This is a genomic window from Actinoplanes sp. NPDC049681 (assembly GCF_044465265.1).
GTDB lineage: Bacteria > Actinomycetota > Actinomycetes > Mycobacteriales > Micromonosporaceae > Actinoplanes.
Map to the genome: position 1 here is coordinate 593,740 of NZ_JBITLP010000006.1, position 19,290 is coordinate 613,029.

The following is a 19,290-nucleotide window of genomic DNA, read 5'->3' on the forward strand; positions in this document are numbered from 1 at the left end:
GCTTGATAAAAGGAACGGGCGGTGAAACCACAGCCGATGCTGTCGTCTCACCGCCCGGAAAAGGACGGGTGGTGCTACCGCCTCAGGCACCGCTCCGCATGCGCCGGCCGGCTTCGAAGAAGGCCCGCAGCGGCGCCACGGCGTGCTCCCCGGCGTCGGCCTTGATCGCGGCCGCCAGCGCGTTCAGCTGGACGCCGGCGATGCCCTTGGCCATCGGGTCGGCGATCGTCGGGGTGAGCTGACCGTTCTCCTCGTCCTCGACGTCGACCAGCTTGTCGCCGGCCTCGGTGAGGACCACCCACGGTCCACTGATGACGTGGGCGTGCGTGTCGTGCAGCACCCGGCCGAGGTCGGTCAAGGCGTTGCGGCCCAGGCCACGTCCGGGCGTGGCCACCATGGTGAGCACGCACTTGCCGTGCAGGGCGGCGTTCGCCATGGGGCGGGACGCCCAGTCGATCGCGTTCTTGACCACACCCGGGATCGAGCCGTTGTACTCGGGGGAGACGATGATGAGTCCATCCGCCTCGGTGATCGCATTGCGCCACCGGGTGACCGCGTCCGGGGCGCCGGTGCGAAGGTCCAGGTCCTGGTTGTACAGAGGCAGATCGCCGAGTCCGTCGAAGACGTCGATCTGCATGTCCTCCGGGGCCAACGGCCGCAGTGCCGCCAGGAGCCGGGTGTTGAACGATTCCTTGCGGAGCGAACCGGAAACGCCGAGAATCCGCAACCTACCACTCACATTCTTCAGGTGATCGGGCCTGCTGTCCGAAATGATCGAGGCACCGGCGAAAGTCAAGATCCTTTTTCTCGCCGACGCTCTCCGGTGATTATCGTAGTAAATGCGTTGCGCCCCGCATCCGTCAGGTTGACAGTCTTGCCCGCACCGGCCCCGAATTGCTTGCCCGGCCTGCGATTTCCTCCCTAGCCTGGCCGCCGTGACGATGCATACGGTCGAGTCCACGCTGGCCACGGTCCGGGCGGGAGTCCTCGACCCGGGTGCGTCGCCGGTCGCGAAGATCGAATCCGGCGACGAGGTCCTCTATCCCGACACCTGGACCAACTGGCAGAACCAGCTGCGCTACGGCATGCCGGCGGCCGAGCGCGCGCGGCTGCGCCAGCAGTACCCGGGCTGCCCCTTCCAGATCATCGGTCCGGTCGAGGTCGTCGGCGCCGAGCCCGGCGACGTCGTCGAGTGCCGGCTGGTCGAGCTGCGGTTGCACGACTGGGGCGCGAACGCCTTCCCGACCCGGGCGGGCGCGCTGCCGTACGACTTCGACAAGCCGTACTTCCACGACTTCCGCTTCGACGAGACCCGCACCCGGGCCGATTACGTGCACGGGATCACCCTGCCGCTGGACCCGTTCGCCGGCATCATCGCGGTCGAACCGGAGGGTGATGAGCAGGTCAGCGCCCTGATCGGTGGCGATCACGGCGGCAACCTCGCCCTTCCCGAGCTGACCGTGGGATCGTCGCTGTTCCTCCCGGTGGCCAAGCCGGGCGCGCGGATCTGGATCGGCGACGTGCACGCACTGCAGGGCGACGGGCTGGTCGATCAGACGGCACTCAAGTCCACGGCCGAGCGGCTGCGGATGCGCTACGACCTCCACAAGGGAGTGGGCCTGACGCGGCCGCTCGCCGAGACCGCCACCCACTGGGTCGGCATCGGGCTGGCCGACAGCCTCGAGGCCGCGCTGGTGGACTGCCTGCGCGGGCTGATCGGCTGGTTCAGCGCCGCGTCCGGAGTCAGCCCGGCGGAGGCGCACGCGCTCTGCAGCATGGCCGCGAGCTTCCGGATCACCCAGTACGCGGACCAGACCGAGGCCCACCACGTCGACGTGCCCATGCCACCCAAGGGCGTGCACGGACTGCTGCGCAAGGACATCTTCCCGGACGACGTCCGGGCCCGCGTCGACCGCTGGCTGCGCCCCGGATCCTGACCGGCAAGGGTGCTGTCAAGGTGAGGGATGGAAGGGCGGAGCAGCGGCGTTAGCCTCCGTTCAGGCTCCCTCGACAACCCTTTTATCAAGCCTTTTGACGTCCGAACGAGAAAGACGGCACCGGGTCCATGAGTACGACTCACGAGAATTACGTCCGGCAGTTGCTGACCCAATTCGACGCCGACCCGGATCGCGCCGCGGTGATCAGCCGCGACGTCACCCTCACCGCCGGGGAGCTGGCCGCGGCCACGCGCCGGGCCGCGGGGGTGATGCGCCGGGAGGGCATCGCCCGCGGTGACGTCGTGGGCATCCTGACCGAGCCGAACACCGCCGCGACGCTGATCCTGCGGTGGGCGGCCAATCTGCTGGGCGCCGCGGCCGCGCACCTGCGGGGCATGAACGCCGTCAGCCCCGACGACGAGCTGCGGCTCGAGCAGCAGCGCGCCATCGTCGCCGACGTGGAAGCCCGGATGCTGGCGGTCGACGTCGAGAACGCGGAACGGGCGCGGGACCTGCTCACCGCCGCGGACACGAAGCCGGTCCTCGCCGTGCTCGGACCCGCGGGACCGGACACCGTCGACCTGACGGCCGGGCCCGAGGGGGACGTCGAGACGGACCCCGAGCTCACCGACGACGACCTCGCGATGATCACACAGACCAGCGGGTCGAGCGGCCGCCCGAAGGGCGTCTGCTGGACCTTCGGCGTCAAGAACGACATGGCGACCTCGGCGCTGGCCCGCAGCGGGCGGGTGAGTCTGCTGATCACCGCGCCGCTGACCCACTCCAGCGGCTTCGGCGCGGACGACACGCTCATCACCGGTGGCCTGGTCGCGCTCCACCACGGGTTCGACGCGGGCGCGGTGCTCCAGGCGGTGGCCCGCCATCGCATCGGGCGGCTCATCCTCGGCACCCCGCAGGTGTACGCGCTGGCCACCCACCCCGACCGGCCGCACACCGACCTGTCCAGCCTCAGCGAGATCATCTACACGGGCAGCCCGGCGGCACCGCTGCGGCTGCGGGAGGCCCTCGAGATCTTCGGCCCGATCCTGCTGCAGGTGTACGGCACCACGGAGACCGGCGTGATCAGCATGCTGCCGCCGGACGACCACCACGACCTCGGCCGGTGCGCCACGGTCGGCCGCCCCCTGAACCCGGCGGCGCTGAGCATCCGCGACCCGGAGACCGGCGCTGAGGTGGCGCCCGGCGAGGTCGGCGAGGTGTGTGCCGTCCCGCGCTGGCTGACGGCCGGCTACTGGCACGAGCCGGACCTGACGGCGGAGATCATCCGGGACGGCTGGGTGCGTACGGGCGACCTCGCGCGCCTCGACGCCGACGGCTACCTGCACCTCAGTGGACGGCTCGCGGACATGATGAAGGTCAAGGGCATCCGGATCCACCCGGAGGCCGTCGAGCGCGTCCTCAACCAGGCTCCGGGAGTGTCGCAGGCCGCGGTGTGCGGCGTGGAGAACGCCGACCGCGTGGAGCAGATCTACGCCGCGGTCGTGCCCCGGCCCGGCGCCGAAGTGGACGTCGAGGAGCTGCGCCGGCACGTGTCCGAGGCGCTGACCGACAACCACGTACCGGCCGTGATCGAGCTGTGCGAGCAGCTGCCGGTGGTCGGACCCGGCAAGCCGGACCGCGCCCAGCTGCGGGACCGGGCCCACGCCGCCTTCGGCCGGGACGTCTCCCGCGTCTAACGAACCATGGAGGTTCGCGTGAACCGTACCGCCACCCGGCACCTCGACCACGTCCCCGCTCACCTGCGCCGGGCCTGGGCCGCCGCGGGCTACTACCCGGACCGGGACCTGTACTCCCTGTTCCGCGGCCACGCCGAGCGCAATCCCGGCGCGCCCGCCGTGCTCGACGCCGAGGGTGCCTTCAGCTACGCCGAACTCGACGAGCTGACCCGTCGCCTGGCCGCCGGGCTGGCGCAGTTCGGCATCGGCGCCGGCGACGTCGTGGCGGTGCAGCTGCCCAGCGGCCGCCTGGCCTGCGCGGTGGACCTCGCCGTCGCCGCCGTCGGCGCGATCGTGCTGCCGTTCCCGCTCGGCCGGGGCGACCGCGACGCCGAGAGCCTGCTCCGCCGGTCCGAGGCCGTCGCGGTCATCACCGTCGACGACCACCACGGCTACCCCTGCGCCGCGCGCATCCGTGAGCACTCCGGGGCGCTGCCCGCCCTGCGCGCCGTCATCGTGGTCGGCGACCAGCGGGTGCAGGGCTGCGTACCGATCAATGCGCTGCTCGCCGCGAACCCCCGCGAGTTCGTCCCCCAGGCGATCGACCCGGACGGGCCGGTCCGGATCCTGGTCACCTCCGGGTCCGAGGCGGAACCGAAGATGGTGCTGTACTCCCACAACGCCCTGGCGGGCGGGCGCGGCGCGATGATGGCCGGGCTGCACGACGGACCCGGCGCCATGCGCAACTTCTTCCTCGTGCCGCTGGCCTCGGCCTTCGGCTCCAGCGGCACCCCGGTCACCCTCGCCGCCCTCGGGGCCACCCTGGTGCTGCGGCCCGCCTTCGACCCGGTCGCGACCCTCGAGGCCATCGCCCGGGATCGCCCCACCCATCTGCTGGGCGTGCCGACCATGCTGCGCATGTTGCTGGACTGCCCGGCGATCCACGACACCGACCTGAGCAGCGTGCGAGCGGTCGTGCTCGGCGGCTCCGCGCTCGACCCGGACACCGCGCGACGCGCCCGGGAGATCCTCGGCTGCGCCGTCGTGACCCTGTACGGCTCGGCCGACGGCGTCTCGTGCAACAACGGTCTCGGCGGCTACGACAGCAGCGTCGGCCGCCCGGATCCCGCCGTCGTGGACATCCGCGTCGTCGGCCCGGACGGGGTCGAGGTGCCGACCGGTACGACGGGCGAGGTCGTGGCACGCGGTCCCATGTCGCCGATGTGCTACGTCAACTCCCCTGACCTGGACCGCTCCCTGCGTACCCCCGACGGCTGGACCCTGACCGGGGACCTCGGCGTGTTCGACGCCGAGGGCCGGCTCACGCTGGTCGGCCGGCGCAAGGACGTGGTCATCCGGGGCGGCCTCAACATCAGCCCCGCGGAGGTGGAGTCGGTGCTGATCACGCACCCGGCCGTGCGCGACGTGGCCTGCGTGCCGGTGCCGGACCCGCTGTACGGCGAGCGCGTCTGCGCCTGCGTCGCGACCACCGCGGAGCTCACCCTGGCCGACCTGACGGCGCACCTCGCGGCGTCCGGGATGGAGCCTCGCAAGTTCCCGGAACGGTTGCTGGTGCTGCCCGTCCTGCCCCTCGGCCCCGCCGGGAAGGTGGACCGGCAGGCACTCCGCGTGCAAGCCGCCGGCGAGCGGAACGACACCGTCTGCATGAGGGAGGAAGCCAGACCATGACCCAGCCGATCTCGTACCTTCAGCACTGGGATCGCACCGAACCCTTCGATCCGCCCGAGGTGCTGCACGAGCTGACCCGTACGCGGCCGTTGACGCGCATGGAGTATCCCGACGGGCACATCGGCTGGCTGGCGACGAGTCACGACCTGGCCCGGGAAGTGCTCAGCAGCCAGGCGTTCAGCCACCGATTCCACACCACGCACGCCCCGGTGACCAAGAAGGGCGAGATCTTCCCGTCCGTACCGATCGTGCCCGGTGGTTTCATCCACATGGACCCCCCGGACCACACCCGCTACCGCAACCTGCTGAGCAGCGAGTTCGGTACGCGCGCGATGGAGGCCTTCGCCCCGCGCATCACCGAGCTGGCCGCCGAGCAGCTGGCCGAGCTGCGCCAGAAGGGCTCACCGGTCGACCTCCTGCCGCACTACATCCGGCCGCTCTCGCTCCACGTGCTGTGCGACGTGCTGGGTGTCCCGTTCGTGGGCAGCTCGATCCTGGCGGCGCTGACCGACGGCGCGAACGACGACGACACCAGCCTGGAGGACGAGCGAGCGGCCGGTACGCAGGCCTTCCTCTACCTGCTCGACCTCGTCCGTACGGCGCGGATCACCCCGGGCGAGAACATCATCGGCAGGTTGGCCGCGGTGCAGGACCTGACCGACCGCGAGATCACGAACATGCTGCTGATCGTCTTCGCGGCGGGCTTCGCCAGCTGTGAGGGCGCTCTCGCGTCGTCGTTGCTGGCGCTGCTGCACCACCAGGACCAGCTGGACGCGGTCCGTGCGGCCGCGGAGACCGGTGGCACCAAGGGTGTCGAGGGCGCGGTCGAGGAACTGCTGCGCTACACGACGGTGAATCAGTTCCAGATCTTCCGCACCGCGCTCGCGGACGTGGAGCTCGGCGGCGAGCTCATCCGCGAGGGCGACACCGTGACGGTGGCCCTGCCGGCCGCCAACCGCGACCCGGCCAAGTTCGCCTGCCCCGATCGCCTCGACGTGAGCCAGGACGCCTCCGGTCATCTGGCCTTCGGGTACGGCGTGCACGCGTGCGTCGGCCAGCGTCTGGGCCGGATGGTGCTCGCCGAGGCACTGTCCACACTGCTGCGAGGGCTGCCCGGCCTCGCGTTGGACGTACCGCTGGAGAAGGTGCCGGTGCGTCTGCGTACCCCGGTGCTGGGTCTGTTGCGGCTTCCGGTCCGGTACTGACGCCGATCGTGGTCGGCCGGAGATCCTCCGGCCGACCACGCCTTGTCAGCGCTTCGGCGCGCGGTCGGCGCATTCCAGCAGGGACGCCCGGATGTGATCGTGGATCGCGTCCATCTGCTCCGCCGAGAAGCACTGCGTGCTGTACGGCATCTCCAGGCTGAACCGGCCGTAGATGGTGGTCGGCGAGGCGAGCAGCGGACCCTCACCGGCATCCGGGATCCACCGGCTGGACAGCGGGAATTTGGTCATGTCGACGATCTCCAGCCCCTGCGGGGACGGTGGGCCGGCGATCTTTCCCACGTTGGCCAGCACCAGGCTGGTGGGCCAGAGCTGCGGGTGCTGCAGCAGCCGGTCCAGTGCCTGCATCTCCATCGCCGCGTCACCGCGCTGGATCCCGGCACGCAGCTCGGTGGTGAAGCGGTGGCCGAGCTTCACCAGGTCGGCGTCGGCCGGCACGTCCAGCAGGTCACGGAACCACGACACCATCGGCACCATCGCCTCGCGGCTGACCGGGCGGGTCACCAGGTCCCGCAGGTCGACCGTGCAGAACGGCGACAGCCGGTGGTCGGCCTTCTCCGCCGGGAGACCGTTGCGTACGGCCGCGAGGAGCGCCGCGGCGACCAGTCCGTTGACCGACACCCCGGCATCCTTGGCGAAGGCGAGCAGCCCGTCGGTCTCGGACTCGGTCAGCCACAGCCGGCGCGAGGTCATGACGCCGTCGGCGGGCACGTCCGCCGCGGACCCGGCCGCCAGGTACGGCAGGGCGGCCACCGGCGCGCCCTCGGCTCGCCTCAGCCGCTCCTCGACGTACGCGTCCAGCTCCGCCTCGGTACGCGGCGGGAGCAGCTCGTCGAGCGACGGATACCACTGCTGCGAATCGGCCGAGGGCGGCGAGTACGTGCCGGTCTGGATGTCGATGTAGCGCTGCCAGACCCGGTAGCAGAACGACGTGGAGCTGCGGCCGTCACAGATCGCATGATCGACACCGAAGATCACCGTGTCCGCGTCGGAGCCGGTCAGCAGCACGGCACGGGCGAGCGGGCCGCCGAGGTGCAGCGGCGTGTTGTACTCCTGCAGCTGCGCGCCGGGTTCGTTCTGCCGTACGCGCAGGTGCGGCAGCTCGTCCGGCTCGAGCAGGCTGAGGTAGTAGTCCTCCCCGTCCTTCTCGATCCGGCTGCGCAGCGGCCGCTGTTCGGCCAGTACGGCGCTGAACGCCGCATCGAGCAGTTCCGCGTCGACGCCGCCGCGGACCACGCAGATCGACAATGCCTGCGTCCTGATCTCGCCGACGTACATCCGTTCCGACCGGGCTATTTTCCGGCGCATGCCCTTTCCTCCCCTGTCACTTTTCCTTCGAGGTTTTCCGTTCAGCCGATGTCGCCGGAGAGAATGGCGGCCCGGAGCGCGTGCCATTCGGCGTCGTCGACGATCGTGCGGGCTTTCTCGATGCCGGCTCGCACGGTCAGGTAGCGCCTGCCCTTCAGCACCACCTGGCCGTCGGGAACCGCCCGGCTGTACAGCTCGGTGCCGCCCTCACCGGCGGCCGCCAGCGCGGCGTTCACCGCCTTCTCGGCCGGGGCCCACTCGGAGCGGTCGCGGGTCTCGGGGGTGAACCGGTAGACCGTGCTCCACTGCCCCAGCTTCGGACGGCGTCGCAGCAGGACCCCGTCTCCGTCGTCGGCCAGGCCGTACCGGCAGCCGTACTGGGTCTGGTCCCGCCCGGCCGTGTCGAGGCGCAGCGGCTCGATGAAGGAAGGCCCTGCGTAACCGATGTCCACCAACCAGGGATCGCCCTCGACCCGGGCCAGGATGAGCATGTGCTCGACCTCGACGCCGTAGGACTCCAGCCCTTCCGCCGTGGTGCCGGCGATGAGGTCGGCGTCGTACCCGATGTCGCGCAGCAACCGCAGGAACAGCCGGGTCATCTGGACGCAGCCACCGCCGTTGCCGGCCGCGACCACCGAGTCGAACGTCGCGTCCTCGTCGAGGTCGACCAGCTCGACGGTCTCGCCGTTGCGCGTCGGTACGGCCAGCGACCCGGCGCTGCTGAACGGAATCGTTTCCATGTGTCGTTTGTGCAGTGCGACGAGGGTCGGCAGGTCGGGAACCGGATCGTCGATTCCGAGGCGCCGCAGGTAAACATCGATGCCGTACATCCGTGAAAGCGTATGGGGGGCGCTCGCCACGAGGCATCCCTCACATTGACAGCACCGCGCGGAGTCCATTGTCGATCGTGGAATCGGTGGATAGCCTCCACCGCATGAAGGCGATCGTGTATTCGTCGGCCGGCAGCCGCGACGTGCTGGAATTCGTCGACCGGCAGGTACCCGAGCCGGGCCCGGGCGAGGTCCGGGTCAGGGTGGTCATCTCCGGCGTCAACCAGGCCGACTGGAAATCCCGCCTGTACGGCCACCGCAACGGCGCATTGATGTTCCCCGAGGTGATCCCGCACCACGACGGCAGCGGCGTGATCGACGCCGTCGGTGCCGGGGTCGGCCGGGAGCGTGTCGGCGAGCGGGTATGGCTGTGGGAAGCGGCCTGGCATCGCCCCCACGGCACGGCCGCCGATTACGTCGTCGTGCCCGAGCGCCACGCCGTACCGCTGCCGGCCGATGTCTCGTTCGAGGTCGGCGCCACCCTCGGCATCCCGGCGATCGCGGCCCACCGCTGCCTGCTCTCCATCCAGGACGGCCCGCAGCGGCTCGGCCCCGGAAGCCTCGACGGGCGAACCGTGCTCGTCGCGGGCGGCGCCGGAGGCGTCGGCCACGCCGCGATCCAGCTGGCCACGTGGTCCGGGGCCGCCGTGATCGCGACGGTCAGCAGCGCCGAGAAGGCCAAGCTCGCCGAGGCCGCCGGCGCCGTCCACACCGTCGACTACCGGGCGGACACCGCGGCGGCGGATGTGCGCGCCGCCGCGCCCCAGGGGATCGACCTGATCGTGGAGGTGGCGCCGAGCGCGAACATCGACCTCGACACCGAGGTGCTGGCCCCGAACGGCACCATCGCCGCGTACGGCACCGAGGGCGACGGCAAGTTGACGTTCCCCACGCGGCTGGTGATCGGGCGCAACGTGCGCTTCCAGTTCGTGCTCGTGCTGACCATGCCGGGGGCCTACAAGGACCTCGCGGTCGCCGACATCACCGAAGCCGCGGCGGCGGGTGCGCTGACCGTGGGCGAGGAGGCCGGGCTGCCGCTGTCCCGCTTCCCGCTCCAGCGGACCGGCGACGCGCACGACGCCGTGCAGTCGGGCACCGTCGGCAAGGTCCTGGTGGACATCGCCTGACCGCGCGTCACTGGGCCGGGACGATCTCCAGGTCGGTGGCGGTGGCGCGGACGGCGGTGTCGTGCTCCGCCATGGCCTCCTGGCGGCCCGGCTCCTCGCGCAGGATCGCGCAGTTCAGCCATGCGTCCGGGATGGCGAACGCGTCGACCAGGGTGCGCGTGTACGGCCGCAGCTCCCGCAGCAGGTCGTTGACGACCGCGGTGACCGCCTTCGACCGGGCCGGCGTGAGTCGGCCGTGCTCGAGGAACCAGCCCCGGTCGGCCTCGATGGTGCTGAGGGCATAGAGGTCGCACACCCGCGACAGCAGCGCCCGCGCGGCCGGGTCGGTCGCGCGCTCGATGCCGGCGACGAAGGCCTCGAGCACCACCCGGTCGATGTGCGCCTCGGCGGCCTTGATGACGTGATCCTGTACGTCGTTGAAGATGGCGAACGGCTGGTCCTTCTTCGTGGCCGCACCCCGGCGCAGCCGCCGGATCACACCCTCCAGGACGTGCCGCTCCCGGTCCTCGATCATCTTCAGGTGCCAGCCGCGGTCGGTGAGGGCGACCTGGTCGTCGCGGCCCGGTACGGCGTTGACGAGACGCTCGACGAGCGACCGGGCCGCGGTGCGCTCCAGCACCATCTCGCGGACCTGCTCGGCGACGAACGCCGCCCGGCCCCAGCCGTCGAGGGAGCCGAACGCGTCCCGGTATCCGGTGAGCAGTCCCTTCGCGACCAGCTGCAGCAGCACCGTGTTGTCGCCTTCGAAGGTGGTGAAGACGTCGGTGTCGGCCTTGAGCGCGGGAAGCCTGTTCTCAGCCAGGTATCCCGCCCCGCCGCAGGCCTCGCGGCACATCTGGATGGTGCGGGTGGCGTGCCACGTCTGCGCCGCCTTGAGCCCCGCGGCACGGGACTCCAGCTCGCGCTGGCGGTGGTCGTCCACCGGCCCGTCGGCGGTCTGGACCTCGTGCAGCGCGGCGACCAGCTCCTCCTGAGCGAAGTGCAGCGCGTACGTGGTGGCCAGGGCCGGCAGGAGCTTGCGCTGGTGGGCGAGGTAGTCGTTGAGCACGACCTCGCGCTCGGCGTCGGGGGCGGTGAACTGGCGGCGGGTGTCGCCGTACCGGATCGCGATGGTCAGGGCGTTCTTCACCGCGGAGGAAGCCGCCCCGCCGATGGTGACCCGGCCCCGGACCAGCGTGCCGACCATGGTGAAGAAGCGGCGGGTGTCGTTGGCGATCGGGCTGGTGTACGTGCCGTCCGCCGCGACCTGGCCGTACCGGTCCAGCAGCATCTCCCGCGGCACCGTGACGTGGTCGAACGACAGCCGGCCGTTGTCGACGCCGAGGAGCCCCGCCTTGGGCCCGGCGTCGCCGATGGTCACCCCGGGCATGGGCCGGCCGTCCGCGTCCCGGATCGGCACGAGCCAGGCGTGCACGCCGTGCCGGCCGCTCGGGGTGACGAGCTGGGCGAACACGACCGCCATCCGGCCGTCCCGGGCGGCGTTGCCGATGTAGTCCTTCCGGGCCGCCTCGTGCGGCGTGTGCAGGTCGAACGTCTCCGTCCGCGGGTCGTAGGTGCAGGTCGTCCGCAGCTGCTGCACGTCGGAGCCGTGGCCGGTCTCGGTCATCGCGAAGCAGCCCATGACGTCGGCGGACATGATGCCGCGCAGGTAGGCGTCGTGGTGGCGCCGCGTGCCCAGGGCCATCACGGCACCACCGAACAGGCCCCACTGCACGCCCGCCTTCACCAGCAGCGAGAGGTCCAGGTGGGCCAGCATCTCACCGGCCACGACGGCTCCGCCGGGGTCGAAGCTGCCGCCGTACTCGGTCGGGAAGGCCAGCGTGACGCCGAGGTCGACGGGGAGCTCGCCGAGCAGCCGCGTGACGCGCTCGCGGGCCTGCTCCCCGGTCTCGCCGTACACCGCGGTGAACCGGTCGCCGGCGAGCTCCGTGCGCGCAGCCTGCCGGATGTGCGCCCACCGGCCGTCCAGCACGTCCTGCAGCCGGGCGGGGTCGACGGAGCCGGGCACGGAACTGGTCATGGTCCCTCGCTTCGCTGCTGACCGGTTGGGTACACCCTGTACCCGAGCGTGGGTACAGACTGTACCAGCTAGAGTGGCCGGGTGAACGATGCGGCGGTGAGACGCGACACCATCGCCGCGCGCCGGGCCGGCCGGGGTGCGGACGAACGCGCCCGCCGCCGGGAGCAGATCGTGCAGGCGGCCGTACGCGCCATCGAGGAACACGGCAGCGGCGCCGGCCTGGGCGCGGTGGCGGATCAGGCGGGCCTCCCGCGGCCGCACGTCTATCGGCACTTCGCCAGCAAGGACGACCTGGACCAGGAGGTCGCCCGGCTGGTCGCACGCCGGCTCAGCTCCTGGATCCGCCCGGCACTGACCGCCCGCGGCACCCCGCCGAAGGTCGTGCACGGCATCATCGGCCGGGTCCTGGAATGGGCCGTCGACCATCCCCACCTGTACCGCTTCCGGGCCCGGCTGGGACAGTTCGCCGCCGTGCCGGAACTCAGCCGCGCCGGGGTCGCCTACCTGCGCGCCGCCGGCTACGACATCCGGCCGCCGACATACGTCGTCGCCGGCGTCATCGGCATGGTGGACGCGAGCATCCTGTGGTGGTTCGACCACCCGGAGGAGCTGGACCGGGCCGCGCTGAACGACCGGCTCGCCGCCCAGGTCTGGCTGATCTTCGCGGACCTGCTGGACCACATCGGGCGCCCGCTCGACCCGGCCGGCGAGCTCACCCCGGTCGGCGACACCGACCGCTGGAAACCGCCTCCCGGACCGAGCGGGTGACGTTGTCGCCCGGCTGACAGCGGGCCCGCGCCTCGTGTGTCATCTTGGCGTCTCCTGCTTGCCGGGAAGAAGGACAATGATCCGATCCAACCTGCGGCTGGCCTCCGTCGTCGGAGCAGTGGCCATCACGTTGGTCGTCGGCCTGTGGAGCATTCCGCCCCTTCTCTATCCGCCGCTGTCCGCGTCCTCCCTGGCCGGCGTCGCGGACCCTCGGGCCCGCATCGAGCTGCAGCAGGCGCAATCCAAGCTCCAGAACGAGGTGCGAACGAGCCTGCTGCAGGGATTGGCGGGAATACTGGTCATCGTCGGCGCGGCCGCCACCTGGCGACAAGTGCAGATCAGCCGGGACGGACAGATCACCGACCGGTTCTCCCGCGCCGTCGAGCACCTCGGCAGCGCCAACTCCGACGTCCGGATCGGCGCCATCTACACCTTGGAACAGGTCGCTGCCAGCTCACCCGTCGACCGGCTCCCGATCCAGTACCTCGTCGCGGGGTTCGTACGCCGACACGCGCAATGGCATGCCGGTGCACCCGACTGCCCGACGCACCCCGACGTCGACATGGCCGTGCCGTGGCTGTACGTGCGTGCACCGGACGTCCAGGCAGCGATGAGTGTGCTGGGCCGCCGGCGACCGTCGCCGCGATCGCGGCGCTTGTACCTGTCACGGACGGACCTGCGCAGCGTCAACCTCGGCGGTGCGGATCTCACGGGTGCGCAGATCCGTTACGCCAATCTCGCCCGCGCCTGGCTGCCTGGCGTCACGCTGAACAGCAGCGACCTCAAGGGCACGGACCTGAGGCACGCCAATCTGGCCGGCGCCTACCTGGTCAACTCGGCGTTGCCCGGCGCCTGCCTGATGGAGGCTGATCTCACGGGGGCAGACCTGCGCGGCGCAGACCTCCGGGGTGCCGACCTGCGCGCCCGCAACCTCGGCGCGGCACGCCTCGACGGGGCGCACTGGGACGCGACGACGAAGTGGCCCGACGGCCGGCCGCCTGCTTGAAGTCGCGCCACGAAAGGGCGGAGAAGCATGGCCAACTTCCAGATCATGACCAAGGCCGAAGCGCAGGCCTTCCTCCGCTCTGGGCCTGGGCCCGCGTCCGAGTCGCATGGCGCCACGCCGGCGAAGCGGTCGACGAATCGCGCCTGCCGACGTGGTTTCCGGACCCGAGAGGCATCGGCTTCGAACGCTTCAGCGACGAAACGATCTGGCTGATCGACGCCATCGCCCGCTACTGGGCGGAGGTTCTGCTCGCCGGAGGACCACCCGACGTGCGCTGGGGTACGGGCCGTTCGAGGGTCACGGGATACCTCGACCAGAACGTCCCGGTCCTGCTCGGATTCGGCGACGACCTCCCACCGATCCGAATCATCGGCTCAACCGCGAGTAATGCACTGGAAGGCGACGAACGCGACGGACGCCTCGAGGAACTCCACCGCCTGTGGCTCGGCACTCCATCCGGCGCCCGGAAGGGCTGAAGGTTGGGCCACTCCGTCACCATCTTCGCCGGGCCATGGACCCTCGACTACCACCATCGGCCGCCTCATGCCTGCGCCGGCCGCCGTCACGGCCGTCGCCGCCGCCCTGCGAGACGCTGGCCTGGACATCGTCGTAGGTTCGCCAGAGGAGGCCGACACGGAGCCGTTCGACGAGATGGTCGCCCAGAGCGAACACCTGCTCGTGGAGGTCGCGATCGTGGAGCATCCGGGCGGCATCGCCGGCTTCGAACTGGAGGCCACCGCCGACGCCGGCAGCCGAGAAGGACCCGCGGTGAGCGCCTGCCTGGCGGTGCTGAACGAACTCCTTCCCACCGCCGAATCGCTGGGTGCGGTCGTCTGGGACGACGACACACGTGAGCCGGTGACCGCTGCAACCATCGCGGAAGCTGCGGAGGCCCTGTGACAGCTACCGACGCAGCCGGCCCCCCTGCTGAGGCCTAGTCGTTGAGCTGAGCACGCTGGATCTCCGCCAGCGTCTCCGCCATGACCTCCGTCATCGCCCGCCCGCCGCCGAGATGGGCGAGCAGCAGCGCCGCGTGCAGGCCCAGCGCGTCCGGCTTCGGCGCGGGCGAGCCGTCGTCCTCCCACACCCCGAGCGCGCCCGCCAGCAGGTAGAGCACCACCTGCGGGTCGACCTCCGGGCACCAGGGCACAGCCGACCGCACGCACTGCTCCAGCACCGTGCGTACGTCGCCGGCGTCGAGGCCGTCCGGGTGGGCCGACTCGAGCAGGAGGCGCACCGCCGTACCCAATATCAGTCCTGCCTGGACCTGGTCCTGCGCGCCGAGCTCGGCCACCGCTTCCAGGAGGGCCGCCCGGTCGTGCTCGTGGGCCGCGTGCACCGCAGCCGCGGTGGCGGCGGCGATCGGACGGGCAGGGGCGGGCAGGTGGCGCCACTGTGCGGTCATGGGACGACGCTAACCCCGGGGTCCGACAGAACCTTCTCCGGGAACCGGTCGATGTTGTCGACGACCCAGCGGCGCAGCCCGGCCAGCGGCTCGCAGGCGTCGCGGCCGAGCGGGGTGAGCGAGTACTCGACGTGCAGCGGCACGGCCGGATACACCGTACGGTCGATCAGGCCGTGCTTTTCGAGGCGCCGGAGTGTGGCGGTGAGCACTTTCGGGCTGACCCCGTCGAGCTTCGCGCGCACCTCTCCGAAGCGGCGCGGGCCGTTCTCCAGGGCGCCCAGCGCGAGCGCGCTCCACTTGTTGGCCAGCAGATCCAGCATGTGCCGGCACGGGCACGATGCGTCGTAGACGTCGTGGGTACGGCCGCAGGAGGTGGGTGCCATGCGCACCATCGTAGTACCCATCGGGAACTAGTGTCCCTTGACGGTAACTAGGGCGTACCGAATAGCTTCGCCGGCATGGCTGAACTCATGCGAGCGGTGGGCTACCGCGACGATTTCCTCGACCTCGAACTTCCCGTGCCGGAACCGGCGGACCACGATCTGGTCGTCCGGGTCCGGGCCGTCTCGGTCAATCCCGTGGATGTGAAGGTACGGGCGGGAAGCGCCGAACCCAAGATCCTCGGGTACGACGCGGCCGGTGTCGTCGAACGCGTCGGCCCGGCCGTCACCCTGTTCCGCCCCGGTGACGAGGTCTGGTACGCCGGCTCGATCGCCCGCCCGGGCACCAACTCCGAACTGCACCTGGTCGACGAGCGCATCGTCGGCCCCAAGCCCGCGTCCCTCGACTTCGCCCAGGCGGCGGCGCTCCCGCTGACCGCCCTGACGGCGTGGGAGGCGCTCTTCGACCGGCTCCGGCTGAACGCCACCAGCACCGGCACCCTGCTCGTGCTCGGCGCCGCCGGCGGCGTCGGCTCCATCCTGGTCCAGCTGGCCCGGCAGCTCACGGATCTGGAAGTCATCGGTACGGCGTCCCGCCCGGAATCCCGCCGCCACGTCCTCGAGCGGGGCGCCCACCGCGTCGTCAACCACCGCGAGGATCTGGCGGCGGCACTGCCCGACGGCGTGGACTACGTGTTCAGCCCGCACTCGGCCGGCATGGTGGAGACCTTCGCCCGGATCCTGCGACCCTTCGGCGCCGTGGTGGCGATCGACGAACCGAACCTGGACCTGCGGCCGCTCAAGTCCAAGAGCATCGCCTGGCACTGGGAGCTGATGTTCACCCGAGCCCTGTACGACCCCACGAGCACCGCCCAGCACGAGATCCTCAAGCAGGTCGCGGAGCTGGTCGACAAGGGAGTCCTGCACACCACGCTCACCGAGCGGATCGACGGGATCAACGCCGCCAACCTGCGCCGGGCGCACGCGGTGGTGGAGTCCGGGTCGGCGATCGGCAAGACGGTCCTCGGCGGCTTCTGATTTTTGTCGGAGGCACCTGGCAAGGTGGTCGCCATGAAGCTGCACGAGGCGATGGCGTCCCGCGTCGAGCGTGGCGAATTCCCCGGAATCGTCACGCTCGTCGCCCGTGGCGACGACGTGCGTGCCGACGCGATCGGCACCACGTTCTTCGACGGCGGTCCGCCGATGCGCCGCGACACCGTCTTCCGTATCGCGTCGCTGACCAAGCCCGTCCTGGCCGCCGCCACGATGATCCTCGTCGAGGACGACCTCGTCGACCTGGAGGAGCCGGTCCACCGGTTGCTGCCCGAGCTGGCCGGCCAGCGGGTCCTCGCCCGCATCGACGGCCCGCTGGACGACACCGTCCCGCTGCGCCGGCCGGTCACGGTGGAGGACCTGCTGACCTTCCGCATGGGATTCGGCATGATCACCGAGCCGGAGTTCGACCCGCCCTGGCCCATCAACCAGGCCGCGGACGAGCTCCAGCTGGGGTTCGGCCCGCCCGACCCGCGCATCCCCCACGACCCGGACGAGTGGATCCGCCGGTTCGGCACGCTGCCCCTGATGCTGCAGCCGGGCGAGAAGTGGCAATACAACGCGGGCACCCTCGTGCTGGGCGTGCTGCTGGCGCGCGCCGCGGGCAAGCCCCTCGGCGACGTGCTGCGCGAGCGCCTCTTCGACCCGCTGGGCATGCGCGAGACGGGTTTCTGGCTGGCCGAAGAGCGGGCCCGCGAGCTGCCCGGCTACTACGCGACGGACCCCGGCACCGGCACGATGACCGAGCGCACCGACACGGGCCCCGACGTGTGGAGCACCCCGCCGGTGTTCCCGTCGGGTTCCGGCGGCCTCGTGTCCACGGTGGACGAGTTCCACACCTTCGCACGGATGCTGCTGAACCGCGGCGTGCACGGCGGCACCCGGTTGCTCTCGGAGCAGTCGGTCCAGCTGATGACGACCAACCGGCTCACTCCGGCCCAGATAGAGTCGGCGGGCGTGCTGCTGAACGGCTCCGGCTGGGGCCTCGGCATGGCCGTCACGGTCGCCACCGACGAGGTCTCCGGCCCAGGACGGTACGGCTGGTCCGGCGGCTACGGCACCACCTGGTACAACGACCCGCACGAGAACCTCACGGCCATCGCCTTCACGCAGGTCAGCGACTTCCTGTGGAGCGGAGCCCTCACGGAGTTCGGCCGGCTGGCACACGCGCCGGCAGGGCAGGAGCCGACACCATGACCAACCTCGACGCAGTGACCGCGTGGGTGCAGAAATACCGCGTCGCCTGGGAGTCGAACGACCCCGCCGACGTCGCCGACCTCTTCGCCGAGGACGCCACCTACTTCACCGAACCCTGGGCGGACCCCTGGCGCGGCCGCGAGGCGATCGTGGCCGGCTGGCTGGAGCACCGGGACGCCCCGGGCACCACCACCTTCGAATGGCACCCGCTGATCGTCACGGACGACCTCGCCATCATCGAAGCCACCACCCACTACACCACGGCGCCGCCCCGGACATACAGCAACATGTGGGTGCTGCGCCTCGACCAGTCCGGCCAGGCCCGCCAGTTCACCGAGTGGTACATGAAACACCCGCCCGCCGAGGCATAGCGTCCGGGAAGGACCCGTCCCCGAACAACAAACGCGCCGCCGCGGCCCGCCCGGACGGGGTTCGCAGCAGCACGAAGGACGCCTCGGCGACGGCCCGGGAGCGCACTCCGGACCAAGCCCGGCGCAGCACGAGCCGCCCGCGGAACCGCGCCCGCAGCGCCGCCCCGTCGTAGTGCCGCAGCATGCCCGGATCCCCGCTGCGTAGATAATCGCCGGTCACCGCCGCGGCCAACTCCGACAGGCGCAAGCACGGATCCAACCCACCGGCGGTCAGCGGTGACACCGCGCCCGCGGCATCGCCGACCAGCAGCCCCTCCGGGCAGGCAAGCCGGCGCAGCACCCCACCGACCGGAATAGGCCCACCCCGCCGCCGCACCGAACCGCCCCCCACCGCGCCCATCCCATCCCGCACCGCTCTCGACCCTGCCGCCAGCCCACCCCTCTCGGCACCCAGCGCGCCCAGCCCGCCCGGCACGCGCGGCCCACCCGACGCACCCAGCCCGCCGGGCACGCTCGGCCGGCCCGTGCCAGCGCCCACCCCTTCCGTGCCGAAGCCCAGCCCGCCCGTCACGTCCGGCGCGGCCGGAGGCATTCCGAAGCTTTCCCCGAAGCTCCGCAGCAGCGCAGGCAACGGCTCCACCAGCCACTCCGGCCGCCCAGCCAGCCCGACATGCGCATGCCGCCCGTCATCCACCACCCACGCGAGATATCCCGGCGCCATCCGCGGGTCCACAACACAGTGGAACGTCGGCGCCCGATCCCCACCGGCCACCGGATACATCTCTTCAGCCCCCACGATGAAGCGCCGGTTGACATCAAGCCCGAGCCGACGGGCGACAGTGGACCGGGCTCCGTCCGCCCCGATGGTGAACCGAGCCCGCACCCCCTCCACCGGATACGAGACACCGAGCCGCACCCGCGCCCCGGCGAGCGTCGCCCGGGCCAGCGCCCACGCGTACACCCCTGCCATGTCCGCGACCCGGAACTCGTCCCGGCTGCTCTCCAGCTCGACCGGCCGGCGCAGCGACGGCGGGTAGAGCACCACCCGCCGGATCGCCGGCCCCAGAAGCCCGGGCGGTAGCGCGAATTCCGAGAGGGTCCGGCGGACGAAGATCCCGGTGGTCCGGATGCCCGATTCCAGGGTGCGCCGCCGCTCGGCCACGAGGACGTCGAAGCCCTGTTCGGCCAGCAGCCGGGCGGTGTGCAGACCGGCCAGGCCGGCACCGACGACGAGTACGTCCGGAGTCTCCATGGCCGCCGAAGGTAACGGCGTCAGGCCCGGGTCGCGGCGCCTTTCACC

General features: G+C 71.3%; 19 protein-coding genes. 12 read left to right on the forward strand and 7 right to left on the reverse strand.

All coding sequences use genetic code 11. The features are described from left to right. Positions 1-82 precede the first annotated feature (82 nt). A complete protein-coding gene (locus tag ACIBO8_RS24495; RefSeq protein WP_396117590.1) occupies positions 83-739 on the reverse strand; it encodes an NADPH-dependent FMN reductase in 657 nt (218 codons plus the stop codon). 202 nt (positions 740-941) lie between these two features. Here ACIBO8_RS24495 and ACIBO8_RS24500 point away from each other — a divergent pair, with 202 nt between their 5' ends. From ACIBO8_RS24500 to ACIBO8_RS24515, 4 genes are all read left to right on the forward strand, one after another. Further along, positions 942-1,937, forward strand: coding sequence for an acetamidase/formamidase family protein (locus ACIBO8_RS24500; protein ID WP_396117755.1), 996 nt, complete (start codon positions 942-944; stop codon positions 1,935-1,937). A 128-nt stretch (positions 1,938-2,065) separates the two neighbouring features. Continuing rightward, the gene (locus ACIBO8_RS24505; RefSeq protein ID WP_396117591.1) at positions 2,066-3,634 is read left to right on the forward strand and encodes an AMP-binding protein; all 1,569 of its coding nucleotides are present in this window, start codon (positions 2,066-2,068) and stop codon (positions 3,632-3,634) included. Positions 3,635-3,652: 18 nt separating this feature from the next. Further along, entirely contained in the window at positions 3,653-5,302 is a 1,650-nt protein-coding gene (locus tag ACIBO8_RS24510) for a class I adenylate-forming enzyme family protein (protein WP_396117592.1), read from the forward strand. Beyond that, entirely contained in the window at positions 5,299-6,507 is a 1,209-nt protein-coding gene (locus ACIBO8_RS24515; protein ID WP_396117593.1) for a cytochrome P450, read from the forward strand. Before ACIBO8_RS24510 ends, ACIBO8_RS24515 begins: the two co-directional genes overlap by 4 nt. A 45-nt stretch (positions 6,508-6,552) precedes the next feature. Here the strand turns inward: ACIBO8_RS24515 and ACIBO8_RS24520 are convergent, their stop codons facing one another. After that, a complete protein-coding gene (locus ACIBO8_RS24520; RefSeq protein ID WP_396117594.1) occupies positions 6,553-7,833 on the reverse strand; it encodes a hypothetical protein in 1,281 nt (426 codons plus the stop codon). Between the two features lie 41 nt (positions 7,834-7,874). Beyond that, on the reverse strand, positions 7,875-8,663 hold the full coding sequence (locus ACIBO8_RS24525; RefSeq protein ID WP_396117595.1) for an arylamine N-acetyltransferase: 789 nt from the start codon (positions 8,661-8,663) through the stop codon (positions 7,875-7,877). Positions 8,664-8,767: 104 nt separating this feature from the next. On the opposite strand from ACIBO8_RS24525, the gene ACIBO8_RS24530 reads away from it, so the two are divergent. Then, on the forward strand, positions 8,768-9,790 hold the full coding sequence (locus ACIBO8_RS24530) for an NADPH:quinone reductase (RefSeq protein WP_396117596.1): 1,023 nt from the start codon (positions 8,768-8,770) through the stop codon (positions 9,788-9,790). A gap of 7 nt (positions 9,791-9,797) precedes the next feature. Here ACIBO8_RS24530 and ACIBO8_RS24535 read toward each other — a convergent pair whose 3' ends face one another. Beyond that, the gene (locus ACIBO8_RS24535; protein ID WP_396117597.1) at positions 9,798-11,810 is read right to left on the reverse strand and encodes an acyl-CoA dehydrogenase; all 2,013 of its coding nucleotides are present in this window, start codon (positions 11,808-11,810) and stop codon (positions 9,798-9,800) included. Positions 11,811-11,906: 96 nt separating this feature from the next. On the opposite strand from ACIBO8_RS24535, the gene ACIBO8_RS24540 reads away from it, so the two are divergent. The 4 genes from ACIBO8_RS24540 (at position 11,907) to ACIBO8_RS24555 (ending at position 14,484) form a co-directional block, all read left to right on the forward strand. Then, positions 11,907-12,578 (forward strand): TetR/AcrR family transcriptional regulator, encoded by a 672-nt coding sequence (locus ACIBO8_RS24540; RefSeq protein WP_396117598.1) that lies wholly within the window; start codon positions 11,907-11,909, stop codon positions 12,576-12,578. A 76-nt stretch (positions 12,579-12,654) separates the two neighbouring features. Further along, positions 12,655-13,584, forward strand: coding sequence for a pentapeptide repeat-containing protein (locus ACIBO8_RS24545; RefSeq protein WP_396117599.1), 930 nt, complete (start codon positions 12,655-12,657; stop codon positions 13,582-13,584). Next, entirely contained in the window at positions 13,581-14,060 is a 480-nt protein-coding gene (locus ACIBO8_RS24550) for a hypothetical protein (RefSeq protein ID WP_396117600.1), read from the forward strand. Before ACIBO8_RS24545 ends, ACIBO8_RS24550 begins: the two co-directional genes overlap by 4 nt. Before the next feature lie 67 nt (positions 14,061-14,127). Continuing rightward, a complete protein-coding gene (locus tag ACIBO8_RS24555; protein ID WP_396117601.1) occupies positions 14,128-14,484 on the forward strand; it encodes a hypothetical protein in 357 nt (118 codons plus the stop codon). 34 nt (positions 14,485-14,518) lie between these two features. Here ACIBO8_RS24555 and ACIBO8_RS24560 read toward each other — a convergent pair whose 3' ends face one another. Together ACIBO8_RS24560 and ACIBO8_RS24565 are read right to left on the reverse strand one after the other, a co-directional pair. Then, positions 14,519-14,989 carry a hypothetical protein gene (locus tag ACIBO8_RS24560; RefSeq protein ID WP_396117602.1) on the reverse strand — a complete coding sequence of 157 codons (471 nt, stop codon included), beginning with the start codon at positions 14,987-14,989 and terminating at the stop codon, positions 14,519-14,521. Further along, the gene (locus ACIBO8_RS24565; protein WP_396117603.1) at positions 14,986-15,372 is read right to left on the reverse strand and encodes a winged helix-turn-helix transcriptional regulator; all 387 of its coding nucleotides are present in this window, start codon (positions 15,370-15,372) and stop codon (positions 14,986-14,988) included. The genes ACIBO8_RS24560 and ACIBO8_RS24565 overlap by 4 nt, the downstream gene beginning before the upstream one ends. A 75-nt stretch (positions 15,373-15,447) precedes the next feature. On the opposite strand from ACIBO8_RS24565, the gene ACIBO8_RS24570 reads away from it, so the two are divergent. Genes ACIBO8_RS24570 through ACIBO8_RS24580 form a run of 3 tightly spaced genes read left to right on the forward strand, consistent with a single transcriptional unit; the run spans position 15,448 to position 17,990 of the window. Next, on the forward strand, positions 15,448-16,407 hold the full coding sequence (locus ACIBO8_RS24570; protein ID WP_396117604.1) for a zinc-binding alcohol dehydrogenase family protein: 960 nt from the start codon (positions 15,448-15,450) through the stop codon (positions 16,405-16,407). A gap of 33 nt (positions 16,408-16,440) precedes the next feature. Then, positions 16,441-17,619 carry a serine hydrolase domain-containing protein gene (locus ACIBO8_RS24575; RefSeq protein WP_396117605.1) on the forward strand — a complete coding sequence of 393 codons (1,179 nt, stop codon included), beginning with the start codon at positions 16,441-16,443 and terminating at the stop codon, positions 17,617-17,619. Next, positions 17,616-17,990 carry a nuclear transport factor 2 family protein gene (locus ACIBO8_RS24580; RefSeq protein WP_396117606.1) on the forward strand — a complete coding sequence of 125 codons (375 nt, stop codon included), beginning with the start codon at positions 17,616-17,618 and terminating at the stop codon, positions 17,988-17,990. The genes ACIBO8_RS24575 and ACIBO8_RS24580 overlap by 4 nt, the downstream gene beginning before the upstream one ends. Here ACIBO8_RS24580 and ACIBO8_RS24585 read toward each other — a convergent pair. Further along, on the reverse strand, positions 17,950-19,242 hold the full coding sequence (locus ACIBO8_RS24585; RefSeq protein WP_396117608.1) for an NAD(P)/FAD-dependent oxidoreductase: 1,293 nt from the start codon (positions 19,240-19,242) through the stop codon (positions 17,950-17,952). The genes ACIBO8_RS24580 and ACIBO8_RS24585 overlap by 41 nt on opposite strands. Positions 19,243-19,290 lie beyond the last annotated feature (48 nt).